The following is a 19,816-nucleotide window of genomic DNA, read 5'->3' as shown; positions in this document are numbered from 1 at the left end:
GGGCGGCGCAGCATGGTCAGGCTGCCGAACCGACCCTCGCGGCAAGGGACTTGCCCTTCGCGGCCGCGTCCGAGAGGGCCTTCTCGCGGGATGCCTCCGCGAGCGGGATCAGCTCGGCCATCGCCGGGTTGGAGGCGGCCAGCGTCAGCTCGGGGACGATGAAGTCGACCTCGGCGCCCATGATTTGGGACAGGATCGCGTCCAAGAGGTTCTGCACGTACTCGAAGGGCTCACGCGGGGTGCCCGGGCCGTACGCGCCGCCGCGGCTGGCGACGATGGTGATCGGAAGACCCTTGACCGTCGAATCGGGACCGGCGGTGCGGCCCATCACGGCGATCTGGTCGATCCACGCCTTCAGGGTGGAGGGGATCGTGAAGTTGTACATCGGCGCACCGATCAGGACCGCGTCCGCCTGCTCCAGTTCCGTGACCAGCTTCATGCGCTCGGCGAAGGCGGCCGCCTGCTCCGGAGTGTGCGCGGAGGGGTCGACGAACGCGGCGGAGGCGGCGAGGCCGTCCAGGTGCGGGACCGGGTCCGTGGAGAGATCGCGGTAGACGACCGTGCCGTCCGGGTGCTGTGCCTCCCATGCCGTGCGGAAGGCATCCGTCACCGCGCGGGACGCGGAGGCCCCGGCGGGGAACAGGGACGAGTCGATGTGCAGAAGGGTGGCCATGAGGATCTCCCAGGTGGTAGCACTTTTCGTGTGCCACTATTGATAGCACAGCTACTTACTTTTTTTCACCCCCTCACGGCAGGGTAGTAGTCTTAAGGCCATGGCGGACCAGCGAAAGCGCGACAGCGGGCAGCGACACGAGCCGGAAGCCTGCGGCCGCGTGGGCGACGGCATCACGCAGGTCTTCGGGCTGCTCGGCAAGCGGTGGACCGGGTTGATCGTGTCCGCCCTCACCCAGGGACTCGACCGCTTCACCGATCTGCGCCAGGCGATCCCGGGCATCAGCGAGCGCATGCTGGCGGATCGGCTGATGGAACTCGTCGCCGCCGGGCTCGTGCTGCGCGAGGTGGACGAAGGTCCGCCGGTGCGCGTCTGCTACCGCCTCACGGAGTCGGGCGCGGCACTGGAGCCCGCTCTCACGGAACTGGCCCAGTGGGCCGAGAAGTACCTGCTCAAGGGCGCCGGCGGCTGCTCACCCGCCTAGATCCCCGGCGCGGCCGCGGCGCGGGCGGGTTCGCGCACGACCCGGATCTCCAGGTCCGGGTCCGCGACTGCCGTCACTCGGGGCGGCTGAACCGGTGGGAGGCCCAGAGCAGGGCCAGGATTCCGATGGTCAGCAGGAGGGTGCCTTCCAGGAGCAAGGGAGGCTGCCACCCGGACCACTCGACCGTCGTGGGGGCCGTCCGGTCCGGTACCCGTACGGCGATGCAGCGGCGGAGCAGATCCACTCCATAGGCGAGCGGGTTGGCGGCGGCCAGGGTGTGGGCCCAGCCCGGCAGGTTCCCTACCGGGAAGAAGCCGCCCGACAGGAGCAGGAGCGGCATCATCACCAGGCCGAGCAGCATGTTGAAGACCTCCGGCCGGTCCAGGCTCACGGCCAGGGTCAGGGCCAGCGCCGTCAGGGTGAAGGAGGTCAGCAGCATGCCGCCGAAGAGCATGAGCAGCAGGAGCGGGTCGTAGGGCAGGCCGATCGCACCGACCAGCGCGAGGAGCACGGCGCCCTGCACCGTGGCGACAAGGGTGCCGCCGGCGCAGGTTCCGAGGAGCAGGGTGGGGCGGTGGACCGGCGCCATCAGGAGTTCGCGCACATAGCCGCTCTGCCGGTCGGTGATCAGACGGATGCCGACCATGATGGCGGGCGTCTGGACCGTCATCATCAGCACGCCGGGAAAGAGGTAGGCCTGGTAGCCGCCCCCCAGCGAGGAGTTGGGGATCAGGGCGGCCAGACCACCCCCGAGGATGAACAGGTAGAGCATCGGCTGGACCAGCATCAGTGCGGTGTGCACGGGCTGGGACGCGAGGCGCAGCAAGTCGCGGTGGACCAGCGCGTGGACGGCACGTAGTTCGTGCCACAGCCGGGGCACCCGCTCACGCCCGGTGTCGCCGGAGACACCGTTCCTGTCAGAAGGGGCCGTGGTGTCCGATGCCGGGAGAGCAGGTGCGGTCACGGGGCCTCCTCGGTCGCGGCCGGGGTGACGCCCGGAGTCGCGGCTGCCGGGATGCGGCCCGGAGTCGTGGCTGCCGGGGTGACGCCCGGGATCGCAGCGGGCGGATCCCCTTGGGACGGCGGGGTGTTGATACTGCGCCCGGTGTGGTGGAAGAACACGTCGTCCAGTGTCGGCGGGGTCGCGGAGGCGGCGTGCACGGCGATGCCGTGGGCCTCAAGTGCCGCGCACAGCCGGGGAATCCAGGTGCTGCCCTCCGGGATCCGCAGCGACACCCCTTCGGGGTCCAGGGTGAGAGCGCGCCCCGTCGGCACCAGCCTGCCGACGACCTGCCGCGCCGCCGCGTCGTCACTGGTGCGCAGCGCCACCCGATCGTCCCCGATCGCCGCCTTCAGCGCGCGAGGCGTGCCCTGCGCGACCAGCCGGCCGTGGTCGATGATGCCGAGGCGGTCGCAGTTCTCGGCCTCCTCCAGGTAGTGGGTCGTGACGAAGAGGGTGTTGCCGTGCTGCTCGCGCAGCGTCCGCAGGTACTCCCAGATCTGGGCGCGGGCGTGCGGATCGAGTCCGGTGGTCGGCTCGTCGAGGAACAGGACCTGGGGTGCGTGGAGCAGGCCGCGCGCGAGCTCCAGCCGCCTTCGCATGCCGCCGGACAAGGTACGCACCCGCGCCCGCCGCCGGTCGGCGAGGCCCACCTTTTCGAGCGTCTCGGTGGCACGCAGGCGGGCGTGCCGGCGGCTGAGTCCGTAGAGGCGGGCGTGGATGTGCAGATTCTGTTCGGCCGTCAGATCCGAGTCCAGCGCGCTCTGTTGGAAGAGCATGCCGACCCTGCGTCGCACCTCGTCCGGCTGTCGGCTCACGTCGACGCCCGCCACGGTGGCCCGGCCCGCTGTGGGACGGGCCAGAGCGCACAACAGGGAGATGGTGGTGGACTTCCCCGCGCCGTTGGGGCCGAGGAAGGCGAAGGTCTCGCCCTCGTGCACATCGAGGTCCAGGCCGTGCACGGCGTGGGTGGTGGTGCCGTCCGGGCCCGGGTAGCTCTTGACCAGACCACGCGTGCTGATGGCGTATGCCGTCGGCGCTCCTGCTCCAGAGGCCTCCGGGCTCGTGGGGGCGGCTCCCGAGAGGGTGGCGGCGGTGCGGGTCGCGCGGGTGCGGGCTTCGTCTTCGGCATGTGGCCGCATGGTCGGTTCCTCGTCTACGGGGTCTACGGGGTGTCGTCCGCAGGCCTGCCGGCCGCAGCGGCCGCACTCCGGCCGACGGCTGCGAGGGCAGCCGCCGGCCGGAGGTTTCATGGGCTAGGAACAGCTCACTCCGACGCAGACGGTGTTCAGCAGCGTCAGCAGACCGGTGCACGCACAGGTCCCGCCGAACTGCGCTTCGTCGACGCCAACCGGGTCGGTCTCCGGAAGGGCGTGCAGGTGCGCCAGAACTTCAAGGTCTTGGTTCTCCATGACTTTCTCCTTCTCTGTGAGGTGTTCGGTGAATGGCGACAGCGGCGATGGCGCGTGCCCCTGTCGCTCAGCCCGGCTTCTGGACCATCCAGTGCCGGGGGCTTGTGAGGCGTGTCCGCAGCAGGAACGCCAGGATTCCCGAGGCTCCGTCGCTCCAGCTCGTCGAAACCTTCCCGTGCTCGTTGGGGAAGACGACGTGGCTGCCGCGGTGGGCCCGTTCGGAGGCGATGAGCGTGGCCAGGTCGTCGGCCACGAGGCGGTAGGCCGGGTCCCCGGTGGCTTCGGCCATGTCGAGGAGGAAGTCCCCGTTCCCCGCGAGACCGTGGCACTGGGTGAGGGCGGCACGGGAGGCGCGCTCGACGACCGCTTGTGCGGCATGGCGGGCGAGATCCCCGAAGCGCTTGTCCCCCGTGGCCTGCCAGAGGCGGATCAGGAACGAGCCGATGCCCGCCGAACCATGGCACCAGTACGGGGCCGTGGGCACGTCCTTGCCTTGGGCCGGCCACTGGGCGGCCTGGCCGACCATCACGGCGTTGGCCACGAGGGACTCGCCCGCCGCCAGCGCCAGCCGCATGTGCTCGGGGCGGTTGGAGACGTCGGCGGCGGCCAGGAGGAAGCAGCCGATGCCGGCCGTTCCATGGGCGAATCCCAGGTAGCGCTTGCCGGCCTCCCGGGAGACGGCCTCCGCCGGGACGGGCCAGCTCACCCCGTCGGGCTCCGCCTGCGCGGCGGCAACCAGCCGGTCGGCGTCGGCGACGACCAGCTCGGCCAGGCGCGGGTCGCCGGTTCGGTGCCACAGGTGGGCGGCGGCGAGTCCGCTGCCGGCGGAGCCGTGGGTGATGTCGTAACTGGGTGTCGACTCCAGCGGGGAAAGGGCCAGGGTCACGGCCCGGTCCGTGAGTTCACGGTCGCCGATCGCGCGTCCGGCGTCGTACAGCGCCCAGGCGGTGCCGCGGCCGCCGAAGTGCAGGCCCGGACGAAGGGGAGCGGTGTCGGCGCGTGCCGCGATCCAATGGCCCGCGGTGGAGAGGAGGTCCGGCAGGCGCGGGTCCCCGGTGTCCTCGAAGTACCGGGTCAGGACGGCCAGCACCCCTGCGGCACCTTGCTGCACGGTGCAGGGGCCGGTCTCCCCCGCCTGGGTGGACACGGGCCACAGCCGTCGGTCGTCGGCCGGGGTCATCGAGTCGACGAGGTGGTTCACCATGCCGGTGATCGCGGCCTGTGTCACCTCGTGGGGCGCTGTTGTACGTCCCTTGTCGGCGGCGGGGTGCGCCTGCCTGTCGGGGTTCACCTTGCGGAGGGCTTCGCGCGCCGCGGCCGGGTCCCAACGCTCGGCCGGATCGTCCCGGGTCAGCCCGAGGATCACCTCGGTCAGCCCCTCCGGCAGCCGCAGCACTCCGGCGCACGCGGTGAGCCACTCGGCGAATCGCGCTTCCGCAGGCCTGGCGGCCGGCTCCTCGGTCAGCAGGTTCGCGACCTTCCCTGCGAGTACGAAGCACACGGTGGCGCCGAGGCTGTAGTAGTCGGCCGTCCGCGAGACGGGGGCGCCGACGAGGCGTTCAGGGGCGCTGAAGCAGGGGGTCCCCACGGTGGTCGGGAGCGGGGCGTCGCCTTCCAGGACGGCGAGCTCCAGGTCGATGAGGCGAAGTTCGCCGTCGGGACGGACCATGACATTGCCGGGCGTGAAGTCCCGCAGGATCCAGCCGTGCCCGTGAGCGGCGGCCACCAGGTCCACGAGGCGGTCGACCTGGGCGAGCGCCTCGGCCCGATAGCGCTCGCTCCCGATGTCCCGGTAGCGCTCGGCGACCCAGGTGTGCAGGGGCACGCCCGGTACTTCTTCCTGCGCCAGGAACAGGTGCCCGCCCGTCTCGAACATCGCCAGCGGTTCGGGGGCCAGTCCGGTTCCCCGGAGCTTCTCCAGCGTGCCGGCCTCGGCCCGTAACCAGTCCCGGACGTCGGAGCCCGAGGCGTCGGCATCGACGTGCGGCCGCGCCTCCTTGAGCACCACGGCTCGGCCCGTGGTGACGTCCGTGCCCCGGTAGACGCCTCCCTTGTTGGTGTGCCGGATCGCTTCCCTCACCGAGAACCGGCCGCCGAGCAGCACGGGACTACGAGCCGCCTTCTCCTGCTGTGGTGGTAGCGGTACCGAGGCGGGGAACGGGCTGACCGCCCAGGGCGGCGGCGAGTACTGGCCGGTCCGCTTGTCCTCCACCGGGTTGCCGTCGGGGTCCTCCATGAACCACACCAGCAGACCGTGCTCCGACAGCCTGCGCCGGCCGACGAATGCTCCGTAGCGGTAGTGCACCAGACTCTGTGGAGCGTACGGCTGGTCGGAGAGGATTCGCGGGCCGGCCAGCCCGAGGGTGGCCTGGTGCAGCTCCAGCGCAATTCGTGCCGCGTCGTCGTCGGACGGCGGGTAAACGGTGATGAACTTGCCGGAACTTCCCCGTGGCGTGGCACGGGAGTTGAGCGCGCCCACCTGTTCGAGCGAGCGGGCGAATTTGAATATCGACTCCTCCCGCACCAACACGCTCAGAGCCCTCACAAGAACTTCCGGCGCCGACGCGGCCGTCGCGGAGACATGCAGTTTCCAGCCCTGCCGGCGACGAATACCGGACGGGCGCGCAAGGCGGCACCACATCTCGTCCACGTCGACCGTCCAGCACTCGCTCATACCCGCGGCCCGTAGTGTCCGGTGCAGCAGAACTTCCAGATCGACCTCGGTTGCGTGACTCGTCATGCGCGTCCCTCTCAACGGTTAAAACCGCTGGTGGAATATGCCTTCGGTAAGAAGAAAGGTATAGCGTGAACCGGCTGGAAGATACTCGCCCAAGCTGGCGCACGGTGGCACTTGAGCGATGGACGGCGCAGTCCGGCGCGAATGGAGGCGCACGGGTTCCGATCTGCGGAAATAATTCACGTGTTCGATGTTCCACCTCGGTCGCTCACGACCCCGGGAAAGCAATCGGTCCAGGATCATTTCTCCACTTCGTAGGGATTCCAGAGGTACCACGAGCCCGAATGAATCATCGGTCGACGGATTCTGCCGACGAACCCACTGGTCAGACGGCTGTTGACGCACTGTCGAGCACGCAGCACTGTCCCTCCGTCCGCCGTTCCCTCGTATCCGTTCGGATCAAGCGGCGAGCCGATCAGCGGCAGCGGCCGATCACATCGGGGGCATTGGCTCGGCCCGCCCGTCGCACAGCTTCGCGCCCCACCCGGCCCCGGGTAAAGAGCGCGATCCCGCCACGGTTTCCACCGCCGAGGTCGCGATCCAGGCCATCGATACGACCTTGAAAACCAGCCTGATTTAGGCCACCCTCTCAAGATATTGAATCGTCAACTCGCAACGCTGGATTCGTTCAGCCAATTGATACCGGGCGGCCGGAGCATTCCTGAATTTGATCAAAAAATGATCAATGGGGCATAGATCAGGTGTGTATTGAATGTTGGCACCCGCCGCTTCAGCGGAAGATCCCGGCCACTGAGGTGCAGCGTTGAAGGAGCTGCGCCGGGAGACCACCGCCGGAGGTGCGGTACGCGGCGGGAAGGCGCGGAGATGGACGACGCATTCGCGCCGCTGTCCATTTCGGCGTCGTTCATGAATTCCTCACACCATAAATGCGCGGTGGCGGGATCACGGCACTCCTGGACTCGGGGGATTCTCGATCCGCACACCGAAAAAATCGAGCGGGGAGTGGTGGGTGCCGCACGGGCGCTGTTTTCGGAGTGTGACGTCTCCTGGACGGCCGGAGAATGCGGGCGCCGCTGGGCCGGCGGGGCCGGCGGGGCCGGCGAGAGATCGCCGCGACCGTGCGCACGTCGGGCGCATCGCGCGCCGGGCGGTTGCCGCGCGCCGATTCCGGACGGAACCGGCCACGGCGTACGCCGGTTCACCGCCTGGCCCAAGTCCGGATAGCAGCGGCTGCGCCGGGGCCGGGGTCAGGCGCAACCCGTGCGGCCGGGGTGGGTACTTCGTCCTTTATGCTTCAGGGCGGCCTCGGGGCGGCGGGTTGGAACAGTGGCTGCACGACGCTGAGCTGAACGTTCTCGGGGAGTCGGCTCTCCGCCGACCGGTGTCCTGGTCGGTGCGGGGCGCCCAGCCTGCCCGCCCGCGAGCAGAAGATCCCCCGGGGAGAAGTGAGGAATGCCAGTGATCTGCGTCGGAGGCATGATCGGAATCGGCAAGACGAGCGTTGCCGAGCTGCTCGCCAAGGAGCTGGGCAGCGCGGTCTTCTACGAGAGCGTGGAAGACAACCCGATCCTCCCGCTCTTCTACACGGCGACCCCGGAGGAGATCCAGGCGAAGCGGTACCCCTTCCTCCTCCAGCTCTACTTTCTTCAGACGCGGTTCGCCTCGATCAAGGAGGCGTACAAGGAGGGCGACAACGTCCTGGACCGGTCCATCTACGAGGACTGGTACTTCGCCAAGGTCAATCATGACCTTGGCCGCATCAGCTCCCTTGAGATGCAGGTGTACGAGGGCCTGCTCAACGAGATGATGCGCGAGATCGACGGCCTGCCGTACCGCAAGGCACCCGATCTCATGGTCTACCTCAAGGCGGACTTCGACACCGTCCTGCACCGCATCGGGCTGCGGGGCCGCGATTTCGAGCAGGACGAGAGTCTCGTCGAGTACTACCGCACGCTTTGGGCCGGGTATGACGACTGGGTGCACAAGCACTACTCGGCCAGCGATGTCCTCGTTGTCGACATGAACCGCACGGATGTGGTGAACAACCCCGAGGACGCAGCCCGCGTGGTGGGAGAGGTCAAGGCCGCACTGGCGGCCGCCACGCCCCGTAGCTGACCCCAGTACGTGCCTGGTTGACCTGGACCGGCTGGTTGACCTGGACCAGCCACGGCCGGCACCTTGATGACAGGGCCGCGATCCGACCGCAGCCAGGGCGGGACGGCATCTCTCCCACGGAGCGGGGCTGTCAACAGATCAGTCCTGTCGGCCGGGAAGGAGCTCGCCGAGCCGGGCGACAATGGTGTCGATCTCGGCCGGCCTCAGGGGCACGAGTTCCAGCAGCAGCTCCTGCGCACCTTGCCGACAGCCGGGCATGACCCGGATCGAGGGCGAGCCCGAGTACAGCGCGCGCTCCAGGGCGGCGGCGTCCATTCCGGATGCGGCGGGGTCCACTTCGATGCGGGCGCGCTCGAAGGGCAGCCCGGTCGGATCCGGGACGGGCCCCGCGGTGATGCCGCGGAGGGCGCCGGCCCGTGTGACGAAGTCCGCCAGTTTGTCCGCCTGTTGCTGCTTCCACTGCGCCACGTCGAGTTCCGCACGCGCTTCCAGCGCGGCGAGGACGCCGATGACGGCCTCCTTGCTCGCCTTCATCGCACGGCCGATCCCCCGTTCCTGCGCCCGGACCGCCGCCACCGGATCCGCCCGGCCCACCACGAGACCGGCGGTCGGCGACCCGAGGTACTTCTGCCCGCTGACGGTCACCAAGTCGGCTCCCGTACGCAGCAGTTCATCGATCCGGAAGTCCTGGGCTGCGCCGTCGACGACGACGGGCACTCCGCGGCGATGCGCGACCGCGACCGCTTCGGACAGCTCCGCACCGGCTCCGCGCACGAGACGCGAGGACACCAGGAGCAGGCACGTGACATCAGGGCGCGCGAGGCCGGCTTCCAGGTCCTCAAGGGTGTACGTCTCATCGGTGCCGACGGTGACCGGAACCGCGCCCGCCAGTCGGACGGCTTGGGTGATGGGGTGGCCGTAATCGACCGCATGGCCGGCGGGAAGGACGACGGCGCGGGGCATGCCGGTGGTGTCCGGCAGCGCCGCGATACGCTCCGCGGACTCCCCCGTCATCGTGGCCGCGACGGCGAGGGTGATCGCCGATGCCGTGCAGTGCACCACTGTCCCCGCCTCAGCACCGGCGAACCGGGCGAGGGCCCGATCGGCCACGTCCTGGAGTTCCTCCATGACGACGAACTCCGACAGGGCCGCGGCGACCGCTGCGGTCACGCCGTCCTCACTGCGCGAGACACCCAGGGGGGTGTACGGACCCCGTGCGTTGATGATTCGGGTGAGTCCATAGGTGGAGTGAAGTCCCATGGACGCCATCCTGCCTGCCGATGTGATCAAGTCCGCGGTGGGGGTGCCGAGTTGCTCAGGAGCTGGGGCGGGCCCGGACCGATCGGCCCGAGCCCGGTGGCGACCGCCGACCTCAACTCCCCGTGCTGCGCAGGTTCTCGCGCACCTTGGCGATGGCGAAGCCCCAGCCCTGCTGAACGGTGGGCTTGGCGGGCACGGCGATCTCGTCGGGGTTGGTGAGCACGTCCAGGAGGACCGGTCCGGGTTCGGCGAAGGTGCGCTCGATCGCCTCGGCCAGATCCTCGGCGCGCTCCACACGGATGCCCTTGATGCCGAGCGCCTGGGCGACCGCGGCGAAGTCCGGGTTGTCCAGGACGGTGCCGAACTCGGGGAGGCCCGCCTGCTCCTGTTCGAGCTTCACCATGCCCAGGCGCCGGTTGTCGAAGACGACGAGCTTGACGGGCAGTCGTTCGGTGTGGATCGTCATCAGGTCGCCGAGCAGCATCGAGAGGCCGCCGTCCCCGCAGAACGCGATGGTCTGGCGGTCGCGGTCCAGGAACTGTGCGCCGATGGCCTGCGGCATCGCGTTGGCCATGGAGCCGAGGTTGTACGAGCCGATCAACCGGCGGCTGCCGCGCATCTCGACGAAGCGGGAGAGCCAGACCGTGGCCATGCCGGTGTCGGAGGTGAACACGGCGTCGTCGGCGGCCGCGGCGTCCACCGCGGCGGCGAGCGCCTCGGGGCGTACGAGGTGGTCGCGGTTGTCGAAGGCGGAGCGGACCTTGCCGATCAGGCCCTTGTCGTGGCCGGGAGCGGCGAGCCGGCGCTGTCCGTCCTGCCAGTGCGTGAACTTCTCGCGCGCGGAGTCGAGGTGCTTGCGGTCCTCGCGGGCGGCGACGCGCTCCAGGAGTCCACGCACGGTGGGGCCGACGTCGGCGGCGAGCGCCACGTCGACGGGCACGCGCCGCCCGATGTGTTCGGCGACCCGGTCGACCTGGACGACCTTCTTGCCCTCCGGGTACCACTCGCGGTAGGGGAAGTCGGTGCCGAGCAGGACCAGGGTGTCCGCGTGGTCCATGGCATGGGCGGCGGCCGGATTGCCGATCAGGCCGGTCTGGCCGACCTGGAACGGGTTGTCGCCCTCGAAGCCCTCCTTGGCCTTGAGGGTGAGGACCATCGGCGCGGCGAGCCGGTCGGCCAGGGCGAGGACGTCGTCGCGGGAGGTCCGGGATCCGCGTCCGACGAGCAGGGTGACCTTTCCGCCTTCATCGATGAGACGGGCGGCCTCGTCGAGGGCGGGGTCGTCGGGACGGTTCTCGGAACGGGCGACGGAGAGCCGCAGCGGTCGGTCCGTCGGCAGCTCCTGGTCGCCGATGTCGCCGGGGATGGTCAGGACGGCGACGCCCCGGCGCCCGATGGCGGTGCGCACGGCGACTTCGAGGAGGGCGGGGAGCTGCTCGGGCGAGGTGACGGTGGCGCGGAAGACGGCGACGTCCTTGAACAGGAGGTCGTTGTCGACCTCCTGGAAGTAGTCGGTGCCGACCTCGGAGCGCGGGACCTGGCCGGCGATGGCGAGGACGGGCGTGCCGCTCTTCGCCGCGTCGTACAGGCCGTTGAGCAGATGGACGGAGCCGGGCCCGACGGTGCCCATGCAGACGCCGAGGGTGTCGGTCAGCTGCGACTGGGCTCCGGCCGCGAACGCTGCGGCCTCCTCGTGGCGGCAGCCCACCCAGGACAGGGAGTCGGAGGTCCTGATGGCGTCGGTGAGCGGGTTGAGCGCGTCACCCACGACTCCGAAGACCTGCCGCACTCCGAGTTCTTCGAGGGCATCGACGAAGAGGCGGGCAACGGTGCGGGACATGGAGGGTGTCCTTTCTGTGGAGCCGGCCCGCGGGACGTGGTCTGCGGGCAAGCGGTGGTCCGGGTGTCGGGTCTGCACATCCGGTGCGCCCGCCACGGATCGTTCAAACGGAATTGCGGCCGATGGGACGGACGGCCGTGTGGTCAGCCGGTGAAGCTGTCGGGGTCGGCGGCCTTCCAGTCGGCGGCCCATCCCGCGGGCGGGTCGAGGGTCAGCTCGCCGGGCTTCAGCCATTCGTAGAGCTCCGCGTAGGAGCGGAAGTCGTCGCCGTCGGTGGCGCGGCGGCGCAGCAGATGAGGGCCGAGATCCCCGGGGTCGGAAACGCCCATCGCGGCCATGATCTTCAGGGCGCTGGAGACGGTCGCCTCCTGGTAGCGCCGGACCCGTTCGGACTTGTCCACGACGTCGAGAGCGCGGGCCCGGCGCGGGTCCTGGGTGGTGACGCCGGTGGGGCAGCGGTTGGTGTGGCAGCGCTGGGCCTGGATGCAGCCGACGGCGAACATCATGGCGCGCGCCGCATTGGTCCAGTCGGCTCCCATGGCGAGCCGTTTGACCATGTCGGCTCCCGTGGCCACCTTGCCGCTCGCGCCGATCCGGATGCGGTCGCGCAGCCCGGCGCCGACCAGGGCGTTGTGGACGGTGATCAGCCCCTCGGTGAGCGGCATGCCCAGGTGGTCGGCGAACTCCAGCGGGGCCGCGCCGGTACCGCCTTCGGCGCCGTCGACGATGATGAAGTCGGGGGTGATGTCCTCGGCGATCATCGCCTTGCACACGGCGAGGAACTGCACGCGGGAGCCGGGGCAGAGTTTGAAGCCGACCGGCTTCCCGTCCGCGAGTTCACGCATCCGGGCCAGGAAGCGCACCATTTCGCGCGGCGTGGAGAAGACCCGGTGGTACGGCGGTGAGACGACCGTCTTCCCCTCCGGAACACCGCGGACCTGGGCGATCTCGCTATTCACCTTGTCGCCGGGCAGCACCCCTCCGATGCCGGGCTTCGCACCCTGGGAGAGCTTGAGGGAGACGCACTTGACAGCAGGGTGGGCGGCCTTCTCGCGGAACTTGTCCGGGTCGAAGTCGCCGTCCTTCGTTCGGCAGCCGAAGTAGCCGGTGCCTATCTCCCAGATGATGTCGCCGCCGGGACGCAGGTGGTACTCGGACAGGCCGCCCTCACCGGTGTCGTGCGCGAATCCTCCCCGCGCGGCGCCCGTGTTGAGGGCGAGGACGGCATTGCCGGAGAGCGAGCCGAAGCTCATCGCGGAGACGTTGAGCAGCGCCATGTCGTAAGGGCGGGTGCAGTCGGGGCCGCCGACCCGCACGCGAGGAGCCTGCTTCGGCATGTCGACCGGGCGCATCGAGGGCACCAGGAATTCGTAGCCGCGGCTGTACATGTCGCGCTCGCTGCCGAAGGGCTCCTCGGCGTCTACGCCCTTGGCCCGCTCGTAGACGATGCTGCGGGTGTCGCGGTCGTAGGGACGGCCGTCGTAATTGCGCTCCACGAAGTACTGCTGGAGTTCGGGCCGGATCGCTTCCAGGAGGAAACGGGCGTGTCCGAGGACCGGATAGTTGCGCAGGACGGAGTGGCGCCGCTGGAGGAGGTCGTAGCAGCCGAGCAGGGCGATGGCCAGCAGCGGAGCGCCCGCGAACCACCACCACGGAGAGACTGCGAACGCCGAGGTCACCGCTGCGGCGGCACACACAATGAGGAGGGCCACGGACCCGAATCGCACCATGGATGACCGGATATCCGGGATCGCGCCATTCATGTACGGCGGCGGTGCGGCACAAGCGCGCCGTGGGCTCCCGCGTCAACCCCGCGAAGGTTCCACGGCCTGCGCACGGGAAGTCGCGGTGGCAGCGGTGGCGGTGGCGGTCAGCACGAGGATGGCTTGGTCGTCGTCGATGTCGTGGCCGCCGGTGAAGGCGTGTACGGCCCGGGTGACCGTGTCGATGACGTGCTGCGCCGCAGGGTGGCCCGGGGCGTCGGCCACCGCGTCCGTCAGGCGCTGGTCCCCGAACAGTTCGTCTTCGCCGCGTGCTTCGGTGATCCCATCGGTGTAGAGCACCAGGCTCTCGTGGGGGCGCAGGTGCAGGTGGTGCGGGGTCAGCTGAGGGTCGGCGACGACGCCGAGCAGGAGTCCGGGCGCGTCGACCGGGTGCACGGCGTGCCGGCTGTCCAGGTGCAGGGGAAGCGTGTGGCCGGCTCGTACCAGCTCGATGGCCAGGCCGGCGGGGGTGGGGGTGAGCTGACCGTAGACCAGGGTGACGAAGCCGGTGCCGTGGCTCCCGGGCCGGTTGATCAAGGCACGGTTGACGGCCTGGACGACGTCGACGGGACCGGGCAGGAGGGGTGCGACGGCACGCGCGGTGTGCCGGACCAGGGCGGTGGTGGTCGCGGCCACGGCGCCACGGCCGCACACGTCCCCCAGCAGGAACGCCCACCGTCCGTCGTCGAGGGGGAAGACGTCGTAGAAGTCGCCGCCGACGTCGAGCCCCTCGCCTGCGGGGTGGTAGTACGTCGCGACGTCGGCGCCGGGCACGTCGGGCAGACCGGGAAGGAGCAGACCGGCCTGGAGATCGCGGGCGAGGGCGGCGCGCTGGGTGAACTGGCGGGCGTTGCGGGCAGCCGCCGCCGCGCGGCGGGCCAGCTCCTCGGCCAGGGCGACGGTGTGCCCGTCGAAGCTGTGGTCGCCGGTGGACAGCAGCGTCAGGGTCGCGAACGCGGTGCCGCGATCGACGAGGGGAACGCACAGGTAACCGGTGACATCGAGATCGTGCCAGGGGCCGGGGCCGGTGGGTGTGCGGCGGGCGATCTCGCTGGTACCTGAGGCCAGGACGCGGCCGACCGCGTCATCGGCGGCCTCGTAGACCGGAATGTGCGAAGCCAGCAGATCCCACTGGGTCTCGGTGGGAGCGGCGGCGGCGACGCGGACAACGCGCCCGCCCTCGACGATGTCGACCGCGCACAGGGGCGCGAGCGCCGGGGCGCAGGCTTCCGCCAGCCGCTTCAGGGCCTCGGCCGCGTCCAGGCTGGTGCTCAGGGAGGTGCTGGCGTTCAGCAGGAAGGCGAGGTCGTCGCGGGCGGCCTTCTCGCGTGCTTCGGCCGCGGTTCGCGCTTGTTCGGCCTGGTGTCGTTCGATGCCGAGGGCGGCCGTGTCGGCGAAGACCCGGGCCAGCGCGAGGTCGGCTTCCTGCGGGGAGCGCGGGGTGCGGTGGTACATCGCGAAGGTGCCGAGGAGGGATCCGTCGCGGGCCAGGATCGGGGTGGACCAGCAGGCGGCCACCCCGGCCTTCTCGGCCAGGTCGCGGAAGTCGTCCCAGAACGGGTCGGCGGTGATGTCGGTGACGATCACCGGCTGGCGGCGGTACGCGGCCGTGCCGCACGAACCGACGCCCTCACCGGTGGCGATGCCGTCGATGGCCTGGTTGTAGAAGGCGGGCAGGCTGGGGGCCGCACCGTGGCGCAGGTGGCGTCCGTCGGCATCGGCAAGCAGCACCGAGACCAGCACCTCTTCGGGCGCGAGCTCCTCGATGGCGCGGGCCATGCCGTCGAGGACCTCGGGCAGGGGCGCCTGGCGGGCGATCTGCTCCAGCAGCACCCGGTGCTCGGCGGTCAGCCGCTGGGCGTGCTCGACCTGGGTGGTCTCCACGCCGATCAGCCGCACCCCCATGACGTTGCCGCCCGCGTCCGTCCGGGGCTCGTAGCTGAAGTCGAAGAACGCCTCCCGCGCACTCGCTCCCCCGCCCAGGAGTACCCGGGCCCCACGGCCGGTGTGGGGCTTGCCCGTGCGGTACACCCGGTCCAGGAGCTCGATGAATCCCTGCTCGACGAGTTCCGGAACCAGCTGCCCCAGCGGCACGCCGGTGCGTGTGCGATCAGGGCCGCCGATGGTCGCGAAGAAGGCCGCGTTCGCCGTCTCCACCATGTGCGCGGGCCCGGCGAGGGAGGCGAAGACGGCAGAGGACTCTCCGAACAGCGCCCGAAGGTCATGGTCGGCGTGCGTGGTGTCAGCGATGCGCGCACCTGCCGTCCCGGCATGCTGGGGGCCGGACCGCCCCGATACGCGCCTCATGTGATCTGCCTCTCCATCGACTGTTCCGAACCGCCCGTGTCGACAGTCACGATGTCACGCCGGTCCAGACCAGCGACCAGAGCCCGGCCCACTTCGCCGTGTACGGCGAAGACGGGGTCGAGCACCCTCAGTGAAAAGGCCCGGGCCACCGCCTCCGACACGGCCGCAAGGGGCCGCACCGGTTCTTGCCCGGCCAGCCGCCGCAGAGGGCTCGGCAAGGCGAAGACGTCGGACCTCCGAACCGGTTGAACCGATGCGCGACGAGGCGCGACGACGCCGCCTGGTTGCCAAGCGCCTCCGGGCCGACCCGGCGAACGGGGCGAGAACCCAGGCTGCACAAGGGGCAGTCGCGTGCCTCGGCTAGATTGCCGCATCCCGTGCAAGCGCCCGAATGACGGCCGTCCTCGATCTTGATCCGGCGTCAACAGACAGGAGAGCAGCATCCCGTGCACATACCCAGCCGTCCCGTGGACCACCCGGCCCGACTCCGACCTGTCTCGTCACCACGTGAACTGCTCCCACCGTGCTCACTCCCCTCGTCCTGTGCACCAGCCCGAAGACCCCTGGTCGTCGCCCTGATGTTGGTACTGGTCATCGCCGCGGTATCGGCCTGCGGAACGAAGAACGACAACAAAGCCGTTTCGGGCACGCGCGGTGATGTCCGGCATGTTCCTCGTCAAACGGTCATCGACCGCCGCCCCGCGTTCCTGACCCAGTGCACCACCCGGACCAAGCAGGTCAAGCACACCTCCACCAGCGGTTCCGGTGCCACGAAGAAGACCCGTACGTGGTACACCACCGAGCCCTATCAGGACTGCAAGAAGGTTCGGCGCGGTACGGAGCCGTACGTCCGCGTCGCTCAAGCCAAGCGCTGGTGCGTCCAGTTGGACGACGTGAACGGGAACACCGGGCGGGACCATGTCTGGTACGAGGTCGAATCCGCCGTGTACGAGCAGGCCGCCGCGACAGAGGTGGGCTCGAAGATGACCTTGCTGCCACTCCGGTCCGGTTGCTGATCACCCCGACGCCACCGGCCACCGCGTCGAAACGGAAGGCGGGGCGAACGGCAACGAGGAGCGCGACGACGGGCGAACTCCCCTACTCGTACCGGTACTTCAGCGAGTCCGCTTCGGCCCGCTCGATGTCGGCGATCGTCAGCTCCGGCATCCGCATTTGGGCCAGCGTCACTTCGGCCGACGCCGGCTGGGCATCGGCCGCCAGCCACTCCTCGGGCTTCCAGGCCGCGCTGCGCAGCAGCGACTTGGGGCAGTGCGGGTAGACCTCCTCGATCCCCACCACCAGTGCGCTGGCAGGCGGCTTGCCGACGGCGGTCAGCTGCGACAGCAGCTCGGGGCGGGTGGAGACGCAGGCCCGGCCGTTCACCCTGAGCGTCGTGGTGCGCCCCGGGATGACGAACAAGAGCCCGGCCCGTCCGGTGGCGATGACGTTCTGCAAGGTGTCCAGGCGCTTGTTTCCGGTCGCGTCCGGTATCGCCACGGTCCGCGCGTCCAGGACGGCGACGAATCCGGCGGGGCCACCGCGGGGTGACACATCGCAGTTGCCCTCGGCGTCCGCGCTGGCGATCAAAACCAGCGAGGAGCAGCCGATCAACCGGGTTGTCTGCTCGGTGAGTTCGGTCATCTGCTTGCGCACGGCCGCGTCGCCGGGTCGCTCGTAGACATGGCGCAGCGACTCCTGATCGGGTACGGCGTCGAGGAGGAGCGAGTCGAAGGCACTGCCTGCAAGGGATGTCGTCATGCCTTCGACCCTAACGGGCCCCGTCGGGGCGCCGACTTGCGATGGACCTCGGCCGACGGGTGGGGAGGCCGGCCCGCGTCAGGGCACGAGGACGACCTTGCCGAGGTTGCGGCGCTGCTCGATGAGAGCGTGCGCCCGGGAAGCTTCAGCAAGGGGAATCTCCTCGTGGACGGCGGTCCGCAGAGTGCCGGCGTCCCGCATCTGCCAGAGTTCGCGCAACCAGCGGGCGTACACGTCGGGATGGCCGGAGGCGACGGCCCGCATCTGAAAGCCGATCATCGAGGCACCGCGGACCAGGAGTTCATACGCCTCCACGGTGCCGCCGCCGGAACTGAAGGCCACCAGCCGGCCGCCTGTCGCCAGAGCCCGCACGGCGGGGCCGAGCAGGTCGCCACCGACTCCGTCGAGGATGACGTCGTACGGGGCGCCCCAGTCGGCGTCGTCGTACAGGACCACCTCGTCGGCCCCCATGCCACGTACGAATCCCGCCTTGTCCGCGCTACCGACCGCCGCGACGACACGTGCCGCCCCGCAGGCCTTGGCACACTGGAGGGCGAGCGTGCCGACCGCGCCGGCCGCCGCCGTGACCATGACCGACTCGCCCGGCTCCACGCGTGCGGCTGCACAGACGCCGCGTGCCACCAGTCCGCTGCGGACCAGCGCCACCGCCTCCACGGCACTCGCGTCGCCCGGGATCCGGGACGTCATCGTGGCGCTCAGGACCGCGAACTCGGCGTAGGCATGGGTGAAACACAGCCCGGTCACGCGCTCTCCGACGGCGAAGGCCGTGACCCCCGTTCCGAGGGCGACGATCTTCCCGGCGACCTCGCCGCCGAGCGAAGTCGGCTCGCGGCCCTCCCGCACCTTGCGCACGGTGGGCAGCGTGACCCCGATCGCCTCGACCCGGACCAGCACCTCGCCGGGGCCCGCCTCGGGTAGGTCGACCATCTCGGTGAAGAGCACCTCCGGGGCACCGTTGACCTCATGGCGAACGCGCAGCACAGGACCTCCCCTGTTCCATTTCATTGGGCATCCCAACGATAGGACCAAAGCCGTAGGGACGTCCAACGACTTTTGGGTATGCTGAGCCGGTGTCCTCAGCACTCCAGCACATCCAGTCCCTGCCGACGTGGCTCATCGGCCGCGTCGCGTCGCGCGGCCGGAGCCTGGTCGGCGACGCGATCGCCGCGGAGGGGCTGAAGCTGATGCACCACGCGGTGCTCGCCGCGACCGCCGAGTACGGCCCCGTGGCCCAGGCCGATCTGGGCCGTCGGCTCGCGATCGACCCCAAGGACATGGTCGGCATGCTCAACCACCTCCAGCAGGCGGGCCTCGTGCTGCGCACCCCGGACCCCGCCGACCGGCGCAAGAACGCCGTCACCGTGACCCCGAAGGGCACGGCCGTCCTCGCCCGCTGCGGCAGGCTGGCAGCGTCCGCGAACGCCGAGCTGCTCTCACCGCTCAGCCCGGACGAGCAGCGCCAGCTGATGGCTCTGCTCACTCGCGTCCACGAGGCACCGTCCCATCCCCGTTCGAGTGCCCGGGCCGACTCCACAGCGCCTTCTACGCATTGAGGCGGAGCCCGGAACCGTCCCGGGCATCCGACCCCGGGTGGACCCACGGTTCAAGCCGGGATTCGACTGGCACGATCCCCGCGCCCTGGAAGCGGAACGCACCGCGGCCAGTGTCGGCGACGACTACCCGAACTCAAGGAGTGGGTTCACCCGGCGAGGAGCCGCCGCGTGCCCGGCCTCAGAGCGGCTTGCGCCATACGGAGATGTGCTTGCCGGAATCCTGCGTGAACGGCGTCCCGTCCCAGTCCGCGACGCGACGTTCCAGCTCAAGCCCCGCGATGCGTGCCATCAGGTCGAGCTCCGCCGGCCAGGCGTACCGGTGCTGGGATCTGTCGCGCCGGTATGAGCCGTCGTCGCCGTCGCGGGTGAAATGGTGCGAGACGAGAACCTGTCGGACCAGGTCGAAGGTGTCGAAGCCCAGGTGCCGTTCGGAGACGTCGAAGGGCACCGCGACCTGCCCGGGAGGCAGGAAGCGAAGCGGCGGCACGCCCAGCTCGATGACGAATCGGCCACCGGGCCGCAGATGACGCGCGGCGTTGCGAAAGCACTCGACCTGCTCCTCCTGCGTGAGCAGGTTCGAGAGGGTGTTGTAGACCAGATACACCAGGGCGAACTCGCCGGGGACGACCGTGGTGGCCATGTCTCCGATGACTACCGGAAGGGTGTCCTCGTCGATCTTGCGACGCAGGACCGCCGCCATGTGCTCGGACAGCTCGATACCCGCCACCGGCACACCGCTTTCCCGGAGCGGGACACCCACGCGCCCGGTCCCGATGGCGAACTCCAGCGCCCGGCCGTCCCCGGCGACCTCGGCGAGGAAGGCGATGGTCGGTCCGAGCACGGCGGCCGAGGACATCTCGGTCTCGCCGGCGTCGTAGCGGTCGGCGGCCTCACGACTCCACAGCTCACTGCTCGTCATGGGCCGACACTCT

Annotated in this window: 16 protein-coding genes; 4 read left to right on the top strand and 12 right to left on the bottom strand. The window is 70.0% G+C overall.

Annotation, left to right across the window (positions count from 1 at the left end):
* Positions 1-16: 16 nt before the first annotated feature.
* On the bottom strand, positions 17-673 hold the full coding sequence (locus CG740_RS34185) for an FMN-dependent NADH-azoreductase (protein ID WP_100579204.1): 657 nt from the start codon (positions 671-673) through the stop codon (positions 17-19).
* A gap of 100 nt (positions 674-773) precedes the next feature.
* Between CG740_RS34185 and CG740_RS34180 the strand changes: the two genes are divergently transcribed.
* Complete coding sequence (locus tag CG740_RS34180; protein WP_100579203.1) at positions 774-1,157, top strand: winged helix-turn-helix transcriptional regulator; 384 nt, start codon at positions 774-776, stop codon at positions 1,155-1,157.
* 73 nt (positions 1,158-1,230) lie between these two features.
* On the opposite strand, the gene CG740_RS34175 is transcribed toward CG740_RS34180, so the two are convergent.
* From CG740_RS34175 to lanL, 4 genes are all read right to left on the bottom strand, one after another.
* Positions 1,231-2,121: an ABC transporter permease gene (locus CG740_RS34175; RefSeq protein ID WP_199846656.1), complete on the bottom strand. Its 891-nt coding sequence runs from the start codon at positions 2,119-2,121 to the stop codon at positions 1,231-1,233.
* Positions 2,118-3,299: an ATP-binding cassette domain-containing protein gene (locus CG740_RS34170; protein ID WP_100579202.1), complete on the bottom strand. Its 1,182-nt coding sequence runs from the start codon at positions 3,297-3,299 to the stop codon at positions 2,118-2,120. Before CG740_RS34170 ends, CG740_RS34175 begins: the two co-directional genes overlap by 4 nt.
* 114 nt (positions 3,300-3,413) lie before the next feature.
* Complete coding sequence (locus CG740_RS40510) at positions 3,414-3,569, bottom strand: VenA family class IV lanthipeptide (protein WP_189389786.1); 156 nt, start codon at positions 3,567-3,569, stop codon at positions 3,414-3,416.
* Between the two features lie 67 nt (positions 3,570-3,636).
* The gene (gene lanL, locus CG740_RS34165; RefSeq protein WP_100579201.1) at positions 3,637-6,309 is read right to left on the bottom strand and encodes a class IV lanthionine synthetase LanL; all 2,673 of its coding nucleotides are present in this window, start codon (positions 6,307-6,309) and stop codon (positions 3,637-3,639) included.
* 1,410 nt (positions 6,310-7,719) lie between these two features.
* On the opposite strand from lanL, the gene CG740_RS34160 reads away from it, so the two are divergent.
* Complete coding sequence (locus CG740_RS34160; RefSeq protein ID WP_100579200.1) at positions 7,720-8,382, top strand: deoxynucleoside kinase; 663 nt, start codon at positions 7,720-7,722, stop codon at positions 8,380-8,382.
* Between the two features lie 138 nt (positions 8,383-8,520).
* On the opposite strand, the gene CG740_RS34155 is transcribed toward CG740_RS34160, so the two are convergent.
* From CG740_RS34155 to CG740_RS34140, 4 genes are all read right to left on the bottom strand, one after another.
* Positions 8,521-9,642 carry an aminotransferase class V-fold PLP-dependent enzyme gene (locus CG740_RS34155; protein ID WP_100579199.1) on the bottom strand — a complete coding sequence of 374 codons (1,122 nt, stop codon included), beginning with the start codon at positions 9,640-9,642 and terminating at the stop codon, positions 8,521-8,523.
* Positions 9,643-9,754: 112 nt separating this feature from the next.
* Positions 9,755-11,482 carry a thiamine pyrophosphate-dependent enzyme gene (locus CG740_RS34150; protein ID WP_100579198.1) on the bottom strand — a complete coding sequence of 576 codons (1,728 nt, stop codon included), beginning with the start codon at positions 11,480-11,482 and terminating at the stop codon, positions 9,755-9,757.
* A 143-nt stretch (positions 11,483-11,625) separates the two neighbouring features.
* Complete coding sequence (locus tag CG740_RS34145; protein ID WP_100579197.1) at positions 11,626-13,212, bottom strand: FMN-binding glutamate synthase family protein; 1,587 nt, start codon at positions 13,210-13,212, stop codon at positions 11,626-11,628.
* 75 nt (positions 13,213-13,287) lie between these two features.
* Positions 13,288-15,552, bottom strand: coding sequence for a SpoIIE family protein phosphatase (locus CG740_RS34140; protein WP_199846655.1), 2,265 nt, complete (start codon positions 15,550-15,552; stop codon positions 13,288-13,290).
* Positions 15,553-16,130: 578 nt separating this feature from the next.
* Here CG740_RS34140 and CG740_RS34130 point away from each other — a divergent pair.
* Complete coding sequence (locus CG740_RS34130; protein WP_100579195.1) at positions 16,131-16,568, top strand: hypothetical protein; 438 nt, start codon at positions 16,131-16,133, stop codon at positions 16,566-16,568.
* 82 nt (positions 16,569-16,650) lie between these two features.
* Here the strand turns inward: CG740_RS34130 and CG740_RS34125 are convergent, their stop codons facing one another.
* The gene (locus tag CG740_RS34125) at positions 16,651-17,310 is read right to left on the bottom strand and encodes an MSMEG_1061 family FMN-dependent PPOX-type flavoprotein (protein ID WP_100579194.1); all 660 of its coding nucleotides are present in this window, start codon (positions 17,308-17,310) and stop codon (positions 16,651-16,653) included.
* A gap of 78 nt (positions 17,311-17,388) precedes the next feature.
* Positions 17,389-18,312 carry a quinone oxidoreductase family protein gene (locus CG740_RS34120; protein ID WP_100579193.1) on the bottom strand — a complete coding sequence of 308 codons (924 nt, stop codon included), beginning with the start codon at positions 18,310-18,312 and terminating at the stop codon, positions 17,389-17,391.
* A gap of 89 nt (positions 18,313-18,401) precedes the next feature.
* Between CG740_RS34120 and CG740_RS34115 the strand changes: the two genes are divergently transcribed.
* The gene (locus CG740_RS34115) at positions 18,402-18,884 is read left to right on the top strand and encodes a MarR family winged helix-turn-helix transcriptional regulator (protein WP_100579192.1); all 483 of its coding nucleotides are present in this window, start codon (positions 18,402-18,404) and stop codon (positions 18,882-18,884) included.
* A 178-nt stretch (positions 18,885-19,062) separates the two neighbouring features.
* On the opposite strand, the gene CG740_RS34110 is transcribed toward CG740_RS34115, so the two are convergent.
* Complete coding sequence (locus tag CG740_RS34110) at positions 19,063-19,803, bottom strand: class I SAM-dependent DNA methyltransferase (RefSeq protein WP_100579191.1); 741 nt, start codon at positions 19,801-19,803, stop codon at positions 19,063-19,065.
* Between the last annotated feature and the right edge of the window lie 13 nt (positions 19,804-19,816).

The organism is Streptomyces sp. CB01201, from assembly GCF_002803085.1.
GTDB classification, from domain to species: Bacteria; Actinomycetota; Actinomycetes; order Streptomycetales; family Streptomycetaceae; genus Streptomyces; species Streptomyces hundungensis.
Note: the sequence above shows the minus strand (reverse complement) of the source record. Positions and strands in the feature narration are given on the sequence as shown.